This is a genomic window from Paralteromonas sediminis (assembly GCF_003820355.1).
GTDB classification, from domain to species: domain Bacteria; phylum Pseudomonadota; class Gammaproteobacteria; order Enterobacterales; family Alteromonadaceae; genus Alteromonas_F; species Alteromonas_F sediminis.
Window position 1 is genome coordinate 76,263 of sequence record NZ_RPOK01000003.1, and the last position, 11,651, is coordinate 87,913.

Here is an 11,651-nt window from a genome sequence, read left to right on the forward strand (position 1 = left end):
CACCTATTATGCTTATAAAGCCCATACATAAGTTAATATATAAGTAATTGATCATATATACGACAATAGTTTAAACAAATGTACAGCAACTACGGCAAACAGATTGCGCAGTGGGTTAAAGCAGATACAAACCGTTTACGGGCACTGAATATTGCAGCAGAGTTAAATTTGCCTGATTGGTGTCTTGCCGCTGGCTTTGTGCGAAATCTGGTGTGGGACAACATTTTTTGCACTTCAAAGCCCAGCCCTCTCAATGATTTAGATCTGATCTATTTCGACAAATCGAATGTGTCTGCTCATCGAGATAAGACCTTGGAGCAACAACTTAGAAGAAAGGCAGCGCTTCCTTGGTCAGTCAAAAATCAAGCACGAATGCATTTGCGTAATGGCGACAAGGCCTATTCATCCACGGTGGATGCTATGCGCTATTGGATAGAAAAAGAGACAGCCGTGGGTGTCAGACTGAATGAAGACAGTAATATAGAAGTTGTTACTGCATTTGATTTACAGCTACTTTTTGCCGGCACTGTCACCCTGAATGACGTGAAAGCACAGCCTGACGTATTTGCCGATAGAATAGCAACTAAGAATTGGCTTACATTATGGCCAAAATTAAAAATCGTATCATCCGAAGAGTCATGAAAATAAAATGATTTCGGCAAGACCGAGCGGGCTTGCATTAGGGCGCTCTGTGATCACGGCGTGATTGACACGCTTATCTGAGTGGACGAAATAACGGGTAATAAATATACTTTATTTACAGCCCCCCGATGATCTCCCCATAGTGTTTTATGGGAGCAAAATTATGCGGAGTTGAATGTTTCACTGAACATAACATAAAGAGCGCTGCGCGATGAATCGTCGACAATTTATAACAGGCTTGGTTGCTGGCACATCAGTACTAAGTGTTTCGGGGCTTACATGGCTAAATATCCGCAATCAGTCAACGCCTTTAACCATAGATGGCGTATTGTCACAACTGGATACACTCAACTTTAGCACTTCGATTAATTCAGGCAGTTGGCCATTGGCCAAGGTGCTTCACCACTGTGCGCAAAGTGTGGAGTTGTCAATGACTGGCTACCCGTCTCATCAATCAGACTGGTTCAAACAAACGATAGGCGCCACTGCCTTCGCTGTTTTTTCTGCCAAGCAACGCATGTACCATTCTTTGGACGCCCCTATCCCCGGTGCGCCTCTAGTTCCTGAGGATGGCAACCTCACACAGGCATTGCAGCGATTGGCTCAGGCGCTTCACGCGTTTAAACGTTTCGACGGTCAGCTCAAGCCACACTTTGCCTATGGCAAATTAAGTAAACTGGACTATGAACGCGCGCATTCAATGCATTTCAACAACCACATGGAACAATTTCGCTTTCCTACTCCTCTCGCTTAAGCCACCTGCTCTTCTTGCGGTGGAATAGCCATGGAAACACTCGTTTCACTGATATGCGACTGGAGAGCACTATAAAATGGCTGTAGCACGCAAGAAAGGTCATGTAAAACCTGCTTAACACACATTTTGTAAGGCGCGCGTAAGCCCCTGTGGTCTATAGGCTTGGCTATTTGTTCCAACTTAAAACCGACAGATTGAATACGTCGAGCCAATGACAGTTCCATAACAACATAGACTTCTGTTCGTGAAAGCAAATTAAATGTATGTGCTGCCATAATAAAAAGCACAAGGGAAATATAGTCGCTTACACTGGCCTGCGAGGAAAATAGCTGCCCTCCCTTGCGTCGATACGCTTTTTGAATTGCAAGACGAGACACTTCACTAGGCACACATGCGCGGTTAGCAATAATGCCCTTGAAAAGACGTTCAACGGGGAGTGGCTGTGATGCATATTCAGGGACAATGAGTCGTACAGTTCCCGCAACTTCTTTCGTACATTTATGACGTATAAGGCAATGGACAGAATACTGATCAAATTCGTCTGTTTCTAATTTACTGTGACGTTCAGGTTCGAAGCCAAACTCTTCACAATAAACGTTGTGTCGTGTTCTAAAGCAGGCAAGCCGCTCGGTTTCAGATGTCGCAACCAGACAATCAAACGTATCAAAAAAGTGATCGCAGGCATTCGAAGCAGTTTGATAGATATCTGGTGCTACACCAGTGGCAGTAGGTAACTGATTGCCAGAACAAGTAAACATAAAACAAAACACTCGTTAATTTGCTGTTTGTAGCTAAACAAGTGCAAGCTTTACGCCTAAAGCATAAAAATATTTTTATACTATATTTATCAGAAGCTTATTAAATATTCCAAATGATTTATGAGCAATAAAAGGGGATTTAATAGCGTCGCACTATGTAAATAATCCACGCTAGGAAAAATTTACAGTATAACCCCGTCATATCATCAGGCTTTGAATAAATTATCCATATTCTTGAATGCCTTAAATTCAAGCGCATTGCCAAATGGATCATGGAGAAAGCAGGTTGCTTGCTCCCCGGCCTGCCCCTCAAACCTGATATACGGTGCGATCACAAAGTCGACCTGAGACTGTTGTAGCGATTCGGTTAATGCTCTCCACACTTGCATAGGAAACACGATACCGAAATGCGGTACTGGCACATGCTTACTGTCTACTTCATTAGGCTTTATCGGAGTGGGCATGTTCGCAACGAGGTGCGTCACAAGCTGGTGCCCAAAAAAGTTCCAGTCTATCCACTGGCTATCGCAACGCCCCTGTGTACACCCCAACAATTCACCATAAAATTTACGAGCCAGCACAAGGTCGGTAACGGGAATCGCTAAGTGAAAAGGCGCAATATTGCTGTTGTTCATTGAAATGCCTTAAGCAGTGTTGTCTTTAGACTATTGTACGGTGCATACCGAATAAACACATCCAGTATGAAAGGGCGTTTCATTACCGCTCTTAAATTACTCAGTAAATCAAACCCTGACTTGCCGTGATAGCGTCCCATACCACTATTTCCTACACCGCCAAACGCAAGATCTGCATTCGTCATAAAAATGAGCGTGTCATTTATACACATATTGCCGGAGCTGGTTTGCGCTAGGTAGCGTTGTTGAATATCCTCATCGGATGAAAACAAGTATAATGCAAGGGGTTTTTCTCTGCTGCCTATCATGTCGATAACCTGATCATGTGAATCATACGTCAACACAGGCAGGATCGGGCCAAAGATTTCCTGTTGCATCAATGGGCTGGTTAACGGTGGGTTGAGCACCACTGTCGGCGCAAAATAAAGAGACTCAGCGTCAATTTCACCCCCGATTTCAATACTCTCAACACCTTCTAAATAATTTGATAGACGAGCCAGATGATTGCTATTAACGATACGACCATAATCCTGGCTGTTCTGCGGCTGTTTGCCGAATTGAGATGTAATAGCCTTCCTCAGTGCTGCTAAAAAGGCATCCTTCATGCTCTCGTGAACATACACATAATCAGGTGCAATACATATTTGCCCCGCATTGGTCCATTTTCCCCAGACAATACGATTTGCAGTAACCGTTAAGTCACAATGCTTGTCAACGATACACGGGCTTTTCCCACCGAGTTCAAGGGTCACAGGCGTTAAATACTGAGACGCCGCTTGCATGACGATTTTTCCTACCGTTTCCCCGCCTGTATAAAAAATATGGTCAAAACGCTGTGCTAACAGATAAGTTGATACTTCTTTTCCGCCCTCCACAACAGCTATTGCGTCTTTATCCATATACTGAGGAATGAGCTCAGCAATCAGCGCTGATGTTTTGGGTGTTAATTCAGACGGTTTGAGTAATGCGCAGTTTCCAGCAGCAATAGCCGCCACCAAGGGGGCTATGGTCAATTGAAAAGGAAAGTTCCATGCTCCCATAATAAAGATCACGCCAAGCGGTTCAGGGTAGTGGAAACTTTTACCCGGAAAAGCCATAAGTGGAGTGCCGACTTTTCTTGGCTTCATCCACGCTTTAAGATGTTTTTTAGCGTGTCGAATTTCAGATTGAAGGTAACCGACCTCAGTGACAAATGCTTCAGTATAGCTTTTGTTCAAGTCAGCTTTTAACGCTTCACAAATGGCTTTTTCGTGGTCTTCGGTAAGCTGAAAAAGTGCATCGAGTTGTGCGATGCGCCATTGATAATCATGAGCCTTAAGACTTGTTGCTGCCTTTCGCAACGTGCCGAGTGTGGCATCAATGGCGCGCTCGTTTAATTCAAACTGCATGTTGTCGGACCAGTAGTTAACATGTCGTTAACTTTACCTGATTCCGACTGCAGTGAAAAGATGCTTAAGCGTCGAAAGGGTGGCGCAGCACCATGGTTTCGTTTCTGTCAGGACCGGTTGAAATAATGTCGACAGGTACACCTGTTAGCACTTCCAAACGACTAATATAGTTACGAGCTTGTGGAGGCAATGCATTATAGTCAGTCACACCAACGGTTGATTCAGTCCAACCCGGCATTTCTTCATAAACTGGCTTCATTTCGTCATAACCGTCTGCGGCCATTGGTGGTACATCACGCACCTGACCATTTTTATCTTTGTAACCAACACAAATCTGAAGCGACTCCAGGCCGTCCAGTACGTCGAGCTTAGTCAGACAAAAACCGGTAATAGAGTTGATTTGTACTGCACGCTTCATTGCTACCGCGTCAAACCAACCTGTGCGACGTTTACGACCGGTGGTAGCACCAAATTCATGGCCTTTCACACCCAGATGCTGGCCAACTTCACACTCAAGCTCTGTTGGGAAAGGGCCAGACCCTACGCGTGTGGTATACGCTTTTACGATACCAAGTACATAGTCGAGGTTCATGGGACCAAATCCCGCCCCGGTTGCCACACCGCCTACAGTAGTATTCGATGAAGTTACATACGGGTATGTGCCGTGATCGATGTCTAGAAGTGTGCCCTGTGCACCCTCAAACATAATTGCATGACCAGCCCGATTGGCTTTATCTAACACGTCGGTCACATCGACGACCATTGCTTTTAAAATATCAGCAACGGCTAGCGCATCTTCAAGTGTTTTGTCGTAGTCAACGGCCGCTTCTTTGTAGTATTCCGTTAATGTGAAATTGTGAACATCCATCACTTCTTTCAATTTGGCTGCAAAGGAATCAGGATTGAAAAGGTCGCCTACGCGCAATCCACGGCGAGAAACCTTGTCTTCATAGGCAGGTCCGATACCACGGCCAGTGGTTCCAATTGCTTTTGCGCCACGCGCTTTTTCACGGGCAACATCAAGCGCTATGTGATAAGGCAAAATCAGAGGACAAGCCTCACTTATTTTAAGACGCTCTTTTACCGGTACTCCGCGAGACTCAAGCATTTTTACTTCAGTCATAAGCGCTTCCGGACTTAGCACAACACCGTTGCCAATGATACAGGTAACATTTTCACGCAAAATACCTGACGGAATCAGGTGAAGCACGGTTTTTTCACCGTCGATTACTAACGTGTGTCCTGCGTTGTGCCCACCCTGATAGCGAACTACATACTTAGCGCGGTCGGTAAGCAAATCGACCACCTTACCTTTACCCTCGTCACCCCATTGCGTGCCGAGTACCACTACATTTTTTGCCATAACGAATTGCAGTTTAAAAATTAGGCGTGGATTCTACAAAAAATCACTGCACAATTCACCCGAAAATCACAATTTTTAATAAAGCAAACTGTAGACCTTTCTGCGATAAGCTGACTTAGTGGGCTCTCCGTCGGGTAATGCATTGATCATATCCAGCATGGTTTTCTTTGCTTCACCAAAATTTAAATCTTTTTGCAGCACACTAAATAAGAGCGCAAGAGCTTCGTCAGCCTTGTTCGCTTGCTGTAGTTGAACAGCCAAATCAACTTTTGCCTGAAGATTGTCAGGCTCTGCGTCAACTTGTGCTTGCAGGGCTTTTATCTCAGGTGATTCAGCAGCCTGCTCAGCCAGTTCTATTTTGCCGTTTAACACTTGATAGCGATTATCTTGATCGGCCAGTTTTATATCAGCTAACAAGCCTTTTGCCGCGTCAAGTGACCCTGTTTCAATGAAGCAATCTGCAAGCAAATATCTGGCATCTATGTTGTTTGGGTTAGCCTCGTAGGCTTGTTTTGCTGCACTAAATGCGCCTTGATAATCACCTTGACTGACTAATTCACTGGCCTCGGCAAGAAACGCATCTTCAGGACTAGGTAAGTATTTTGACAACAATTCACGAATAGCACTTTCCGGCTGAACACCTGCAAAACCGTCAACTGGCTGACCTTGTTGTACAATCATTACAGTAGGTAGATTTCTTACGCCGAATTGCGCAGCGATTTGTTGCTGAGCATCACAATCAACCTTCGCCAAAATAAGCTCATTGGCATATTCATTTGCCAACTTTTCAAGAATGGGCATTAGATCTTTACAGGGCTCACACCAGTCTGCCCAAAAGTCGACCACAACCACTTTCTCCATTGAGCCCTGGAGAATAACCTCCTGAAAGTTCTCAACAGTAATATCGACAATATTTGCACTTAGCAAAGAATCCATGAAGCCTCTCTTTCATCACTATTATTCAGCCAATATGAGGGTTGTTATGTACTTTTACAACCCGCTTTGCCCTCAGTGCGCATTTTGTTACTCTCTTGTTAATTATCCAAAGAGGCCAGAGGTTATGACAGAGCACCCTACACCGTTTAAGTCCTTCTCCGATTTTTATCCTTACTATCTTAAGGAACATAGCAACCCAACGTGCCGCACTTTACATTTCGTCGGGTCGTGGATTGTCCTTTTTTTATTGGCTACGGCGATCTATTTACAAAACCCCTGGCTTTTGCTGCTGATGCCTGTGGCTGGCTATGGGTTTGCCTGGGTAGGTCATTTCTTTTATGAGCACAACAAGCCTGCGACGTTTAAACACCCTTGGTACAGCTTAATGGGTGACTGGGTGATGTTTAAAGATATATTAGTTGGAAAGATTTCCCTCTCTGAATAAGGAGCAAGGCTAATGCGCAAAGCGCTACCGATAATATTGGGTATTTTGGGCTTTGCTTTTTTGATGCAGAGCCAAGCCTCAGGCAAGCCCCCTTTTGTCTCGCCATTAAAGTATGAAGACGTGTTTGCACTGGAATACGCTGCCGACCCACACTTTTTTAGCGATAGCAAGCGCCTACTATATACACGACGCAGTATGGACATTTTCTCCGATACTGTTCGCTCTGGTGTATGGCAGATAGATGTAAATACGGGCGAAGCTTCGCCAGTGCTAAATGACATTCCAGGCTTAGCGCAAAGTACGCTCTCACCTGATAACACAAAACTTGCATACATTGCGTCGACAGATAATGGGCCGCAAATTTTTGTTCATTATTTATCCTTGGACAAATCACTACAAATTACACAATTGACAACTTCACCGTCTCATTTGACCTGGTCGCCTGATAATAAACATTTGTATTTTGTCGCCAAAGTTGAAGCGCAGGTTCCCGTTATATTCACTGATATGCCCTCTGCACCACCTGACGCAAAATGGGCTGAACCGGCCAGGGTTATCAACAGCATTGCCTACCGTGCTGACGGAGGCGGTTACACTCACCCTGGTTTCACCCATGTATTCAGAGTCAGTGCTGAGGGGGGAATGGTCGAGCAAATCACACAGGGAGAGCATAGCTTTACCGGACCGCTTACCATTTCACCACAATCAAACAGTATTGTGACTTCTGTTAATTTAACACCTTCCCCTGAATTAACCCCCTTTGGTACTGATCTCGTTGAAGTGGATATAACAAGCAAAAAAATGTCTCAGGTTACGTCACGGAAAGGCAGTGAAAGTAACCCCAAAATTAGTCCTAATGGTAAGTGGCTGGCATATTTGCACGTAGAAGATAAAAAGATGGCGTATCAGCTTTCCGAGCTTGTTTTACGCAATCTAGAGAGTGGTGAAGAGCAAAGGTTATCTGCCCCGCTGGACAGACAAACAGTTGCTTTTGAATGGGCAGAGAACAGTGATTATATCGTCTTTTCGTATCTTGATTCAGGTGAAACTAAACTGGCTGAAGTCCGCCTCAATGGAGATATCATAGGCTTGCCCGTTAAAGTAGGGGGTCAGGCACTGGGACGTCCCTATACATCGGGTGAGTTTGCGCTTGCAAAGTCCGGGGACGTCGCATTTACGCACTCGCCGGCTTCTCATCCTGCAGAACTACACATATTCAGCAGGTCGGGCAATATCACTCCATTGACAGCATTAAATGAGGATTTACTGACTCAGCGCACCATGGCTGAAGTTGATGCTATTGTGGTCAACTCATCAATTGATAACCTTAGCATTGATGCATGGATAGCTTTCCCTCCAGGATTTGACAGCAGTAAACGCTACCCCATGATTCTTGAGATTCACGGTGGTCCACATGCTGCTTATGGTCCTCAATTTAGCATGGAAGTACAATTGATGGCGGCACAAGGTTATGTAGTCGTTTGGTCTAATCCAAGGGGAAGTGCTTCTTATGGTGCAGACTTTGGTAACCTTATCCATCACAACTACCCTTCAAACGATTATCAGGATCTGATGGATGTGGTAGATGCGGTCAGTGCTCGCCCTTACATAGATAATGACAATCTGTTTATAACAGGTGGCTCTGGAGGCGGTGTACTTACAGCGTGGAGCATAGGAAAAACAGACCGATTTAACGCTGCAGTGGTTGCTAAACCCGTCATCAACTGGGTAAGTTTTGCATTAACTGCCGATGCTTACCCCTATTTTTCACAATACTGGATGCCTGACATGCCATGGAACGACCATGAGGCTTTGTGGAAGCGCTCACCGCTGTCATTAGTAGGCAACGTAAACACGCCCACTATGTTATTGACCGGGGAAGCAGACTATCGCACACCAATCAGTGAAACTGAGCAGTATTATCAGGCGTTAAAATTGCGTCAAATAGATACAGTTATGGTAAGGATACCTGGGGCACCGCATGGCATCACGGCCAAGCCTTCCCGCTTGATCCAAAAAGTAGGTAACATTGTTGCCTGGTTCAATACATACAACACAGTGCCGGCAAAGCAATAACACCGGCACTTACTCTCTAGCAATTACTGAGGCTGTATGGCACGTAACATCCATGCAGTCTTCTCATGGATACGCATTCGGTCAGACACCAACGCAGCCGTTGATTCATCATCAGCATTCTGCGCAAGCGACAGTACCTCTCGACAAGTACGAACCACCTGCTCATGCGCCATATTGAGTAATCTAACCATCTCGTCAGCATTTGGCACACCTTCGACTTCTTCAATACTGCTGAGCTGTGCGAACGCTTTATATGTACCCGGTGCGGCTACGCCTAAGGTGCGAATACGTTCGGCAATATCATCAACAGCAATGGCAAGTTCGGTGTAGTGCTCTTCAAACATCAGATGTAGCTCTCGGAATTGAGGACCCACTACATTCCAATGGAAGTTGTGTGTTTGCAAATACAAGGTGTATGAGTCAGCAAGCAACTTCTTTAGCCCTTCAGCTATTGCTGCTCGATCACTCTCGTCAATACCAATGTTTATAGCTGTCATATCATCCTTTCCTGTTCAGAGTTTGTTAACGCTACACGATTGCGCGTTTGGAACCGTTTACATCTTTACAACGGGCACCCGCAATGCCTTTGGTTCGGCATCTTTAAAATGTAAGGTTAGCACAATCTCATCGCCTTCTGTTAAGGGGGAAACCAGCTCCAACAGCATTAGATGAATACCGCCAGGTTGCATAGTCACGGTATTTTTAGGCGGCAAAGACAGACCTTCACTCAATGCCTGCATACGCATCATTTCGCCGTCCATAAGCACAGTATGAATTTCCACCGTCTTTGCCACAGTAGAAGCAACTGTAACGCGCTCCAGTACGTCAGCATTAATGCCTTTGTTTGTAATCGTTAAGTAGGCTGCGCCCGTCTTTGCCATTGCAAAAGTCGCTCTGGCTTTAGCATCGGTGACTTCAATAGTGGCAAAGGAAAAAAAGGAAACAAACAAAAGGGCATACAAACCTACTTTGACCAATCGCATGAAGCACCTCTTTCTTTTTTACAGCTTTTCTGCTTCTGACTGTAACACAGGAAAATGTGCCATAGGCAAAAACTGAGTTAGCTTTTCCAACGTGGAGCCCAGAGCCAACGTACTTTCAGCAAGTACATTTATGTGCCCCATTTTACGCTTCTCGCGCACACTTTTTCCATACCAATGCATGTGGCAGCCAGGCAAGCTCAGCAAATCCCGAGAAAAACTACTGCAACCGATAATATTAACCATTGCAGAAACACCTAGTGGTCGGGTACTCCCAAGTGCCAGCCCGAGTACCGCCCTCAAATGATTATCAAACTGGTCGGTATCAGCGCCATGCAAGGTCCAGTGGCCTGAGTTATGAACACGTGGCGCAATTTCGTTAACCAATAGGTCATTGCCCACCTGAAAAAGTTCAACGGCTAGCACACCGGTATAATGAAGACCGTTTGCAAGATCATGAAATATTTTATTGGCTTTCTCTTGTAACGCATCTGACATTCGAGGTGCTGGAGCTATGGTGACGTGCAACTGGCCCTCGTGATGACAATTTTGTGCCAGTGGATAAATACGAATATCACCGTCCTGATTTCGCGCACCGATAATTGATAATTCACGGTCAAAGGCGATACATTGTTCCACAACTAGCGGTACCGCACGTAAATCTAAACCTGCTAGCTGTTGTTTTATGTCATCAAGACCACTTTTTGACTTCAATCGCCACTGCCCATAACCATCATACCCATCACGGCTGGCTTTTATAATCAGCGACTCCCCTAAGAGCTCGACGCATTCGTCAAGCTGATCAACATGGGTAACGATTTTATGCGGGCAATTTGGAATATTGAGAGATGTTAAAAGTTTCTTCTCCCTGACTCTGTCAGCTCCCACTAAAATGGCATCCACTGACGGGTAAAGCTTTCCTGTGCGATCGGCTTCTTCCAGCAACTCTTCCGGCACATGTTCAAATTCAACAGTGAGCACATTGGCGGCATCGATTGCCTGTGTAAGTGACATGTCAGAAAGTTTCTTTGAAACGGGATGAACAACAGTTTTGTCAGACACGTCTACCGCCCACACTTCGATGCCGAGTGGCGCGCCGGCCAAATACATCATTTGGGCCAGTTGACCTGCGCCGTAAACTAAGACCTGCATCAACCTAACTCCAGCGGCCCCGCGGCAAGCACGGTATCAGTTTGCTTCTGTCTGAAAGCAAGCAGCTTTTCTCGCACATCATCGTTGTGTAAGGCAACCACTTGTGCCGCCAGCAACCCTGCATTAGCAGCCCCTGCCTCACCAATCGCTAAGGTACCCACGGCCACGCCTTTGGGCATTTGAACAATCGAATACAACGAATCGACACCACTAAGCGCCTTAGATTTCACCGGACACCCGAATACAGGTAAGTGCGTATGTGCTGCAATCATACCTGGTAAATGCGCGGCGCCACCCGCACCGGCAATAATGACATGATAGCCTTTTTCATGTGCACTGTTTGCAAACTCAGTCAACAGGTCAGGGGTTCTATGCGCTGACACCACTGAGGCATCGTATTCCACGCCCAAATCGGTTAGCATTTGTGCAGCGTGTTGCATGGTAGGCCAATCTGATGTTGAGCCCATCACGATGGCGACTTTTGCCATAGTTATTTACCTAATTTTGAAATCTGTTAAAGAG

General features: G+C 45.5%; 13 protein-coding genes. 4 read left to right on the forward strand and 9 right to left on the reverse strand.

Annotated features, from left to right (window positions below; all coding sequences use genetic code 11):
• The first annotated feature begins 78 nt into the window (after positions 1-78).
• Complete coding sequence (locus DRW07_RS09425) at positions 79-642, forward strand: nucleotidyltransferase family protein (protein WP_124027666.1); 564 nt, start codon at positions 79-81, stop codon at positions 640-642.
• 211 nt (positions 643-853) lie between these two features.
• Complete coding sequence (locus tag DRW07_RS09430) at positions 854-1,396, forward strand: DUF1569 domain-containing protein (RefSeq protein WP_124027667.1); 543 nt, start codon at positions 854-856, stop codon at positions 1,394-1,396.
• On the opposite strand, the gene DRW07_RS09435 is transcribed toward DRW07_RS09430, so the two are convergent.
• The 5 genes from DRW07_RS09435 to trxA all read right to left on the reverse strand — a co-directional run bounded on the left by DRW07_RS09435 (position 1,393) and on the right by trxA (position 6,476).
• Positions 1,393-2,154: a PEP-CTERM/exosortase system-associated acyltransferase gene (locus tag DRW07_RS09435; RefSeq protein ID WP_124027668.1), complete on the reverse strand. Its 762-nt coding sequence runs from the start codon at positions 2,152-2,154 to the stop codon at positions 1,393-1,395. The two genes, DRW07_RS09430 and DRW07_RS09435, sit on opposite strands and share 4 nt — an antisense overlap.
• A 206-nt stretch (positions 2,155-2,360) precedes the next feature.
• The gene (locus DRW07_RS09440; RefSeq protein ID WP_124027669.1) at positions 2,361-2,789 is read right to left on the reverse strand and encodes a VOC family protein; all 429 of its coding nucleotides are present in this window, start codon (positions 2,787-2,789) and stop codon (positions 2,361-2,363) included.
• Positions 2,786-4,177, reverse strand: a complete 1,392-nt coding sequence (locus DRW07_RS09445; RefSeq protein ID WP_124027670.1) for an aldehyde dehydrogenase family protein — start codon at positions 4,175-4,177, stop codon at positions 2,786-2,788. Before DRW07_RS09445 ends, DRW07_RS09440 begins: the two co-directional genes overlap by 4 nt.
• Before the next feature lie 64 nt (positions 4,178-4,241).
• Positions 4,242-5,540 carry an adenylosuccinate synthase gene (locus DRW07_RS09450; protein ID WP_124027671.1) on the reverse strand — a complete coding sequence of 433 codons (1,299 nt, stop codon included), beginning with the start codon at positions 5,538-5,540 and terminating at the stop codon, positions 4,242-4,244.
• Between the two features lie 75 nt (positions 5,541-5,615).
• Complete coding sequence (gene trxA, locus DRW07_RS09455; RefSeq protein WP_124027672.1) at positions 5,616-6,476, reverse strand: thioredoxin; 861 nt, start codon at positions 6,474-6,476, stop codon at positions 5,616-5,618.
• Between the two features lie 124 nt (positions 6,477-6,600).
• On the opposite strand from trxA, the gene DRW07_RS09460 reads away from it, so the two are divergent.
• The gene (locus tag DRW07_RS09460; protein ID WP_124027673.1) at positions 6,601-6,921 is read left to right on the forward strand and encodes an Mpo1-like protein; all 321 of its coding nucleotides are present in this window, start codon (positions 6,601-6,603) and stop codon (positions 6,919-6,921) included.
• 12 nt (positions 6,922-6,933) lie between these two features.
• Positions 6,934-8,997 carry a S9 family peptidase gene (locus DRW07_RS09465; RefSeq protein WP_124027674.1) on the forward strand — a complete coding sequence of 688 codons (2,064 nt, stop codon included), beginning with the start codon at positions 6,934-6,936 and terminating at the stop codon, positions 8,995-8,997.
• 23 nt (positions 8,998-9,020) lie between these two features.
• Here DRW07_RS09465 and DRW07_RS09470 read toward each other — a convergent pair whose 3' ends face one another.
• Genes DRW07_RS09470 through purE form a run of 4 tightly spaced genes read right to left on the reverse strand, consistent with a single transcriptional unit; the run spans position 9,021 to position 11,617 of the window.
• Complete coding sequence (locus DRW07_RS09470; protein WP_124027675.1) at positions 9,021-9,494, reverse strand: Dps family protein; 474 nt, start codon at positions 9,492-9,494, stop codon at positions 9,021-9,023.
• Between the two features lie 57 nt (positions 9,495-9,551).
• Complete coding sequence (locus tag DRW07_RS09475) at positions 9,552-9,980, reverse strand: copper chaperone PCu(A)C (protein ID WP_124027676.1); 429 nt, start codon at positions 9,978-9,980, stop codon at positions 9,552-9,554.
• Between the two features lie 18 nt (positions 9,981-9,998).
• The gene (locus tag DRW07_RS09480; RefSeq protein ID WP_124027677.1) at positions 9,999-11,129 is read right to left on the reverse strand and encodes a 5-(carboxyamino)imidazole ribonucleotide synthase; all 1,131 of its coding nucleotides are present in this window, start codon (positions 11,127-11,129) and stop codon (positions 9,999-10,001) included.
• A complete protein-coding gene (gene purE, locus DRW07_RS09485; RefSeq protein ID WP_124027678.1) occupies positions 11,129-11,617 on the reverse strand; it encodes a 5-(carboxyamino)imidazole ribonucleotide mutase in 489 nt (162 codons plus the stop codon). The genes DRW07_RS09480 and purE overlap by 1 nt, the downstream gene beginning before the upstream one ends.
• Between the last annotated feature and the right edge of the window lie 34 nt (positions 11,618-11,651).

What these genes read in the sequence shown, in the direction of transcription:
- DRW07_RS09435 (WP_124027668.1), bottom strand. Translation starts at nt 2,154, where the DNA reads ATGTTTACTTGTTCTGGCAATCAGTTACCTACTGCCACTGGTGTAGCA.
- trxA (WP_124027672.1), bottom strand. Translation starts at nt 6,476, where the DNA reads ATGGATTCTTTGCTAAGTGCAAATATTGTCGATATTACTGTTGAGAAC.
- DRW07_RS09465 (WP_124027674.1), top strand. Translation starts at nt 6,934, where the DNA reads ATGCGCAAAGCGCTACCGATAATATTGGGTATTTTGGGCTTTGCTTTT.
- DRW07_RS09440 (WP_124027669.1), bottom strand. Translation starts at nt 2,789, where the DNA reads ATGAACAACAGCAATATTGCGCCTTTTCACTTAGCGATTCCCGTTACC.
- DRW07_RS09450 (WP_124027671.1), bottom strand. Translation starts at nt 5,540, where the DNA reads ATGGCAAAAAATGTAGTGGTACTCGGCACGCAATGGGGTGACGAGGGT.
- DRW07_RS09430 (WP_124027667.1), top strand. Translation starts at nt 854, where the DNA reads ATGAATCGTCGACAATTTATAACAGGCTTGGTTGCTGGCACATCAGTA.
- DRW07_RS09470 (WP_124027675.1), bottom strand. Translation starts at nt 9,494, where the DNA reads ATGACAGCTATAAACATTGGTATTGACGAGAGTGATCGAGCAGCAATA.
- DRW07_RS09445 (WP_124027670.1), bottom strand. Translation starts at nt 4,177, where the DNA reads ATGCAGTTTGAATTAAACGAGCGCGCCATTGATGCCACACTCGGCACG.
- DRW07_RS09425 (WP_124027666.1), top strand. Translation starts at nt 79, where the DNA reads ATGTACAGCAACTACGGCAAACAGATTGCGCAGTGGGTTAAAGCAGAT.
- DRW07_RS09475 (WP_124027676.1), bottom strand. Translation starts at nt 9,980, where the DNA reads ATGCGATTGGTCAAAGTAGGTTTGTATGCCCTTTTGTTTGTTTCCTTT.
- DRW07_RS09480 (WP_124027677.1), bottom strand. Translation starts at nt 11,129, where the DNA reads ATGCAGGTCTTAGTTTACGGCGCAGGTCAACTGGCCCAAATGATGTAT.
- DRW07_RS09460 (WP_124027673.1), top strand. Translation starts at nt 6,601, where the DNA reads ATGACAGAGCACCCTACACCGTTTAAGTCCTTCTCCGATTTTTATCCT.
- purE (WP_124027678.1), bottom strand. Translation starts at nt 11,617, where the DNA reads ATGGCAAAAGTCGCCATCGTGATGGGCTCAACATCAGATTGGCCTACC.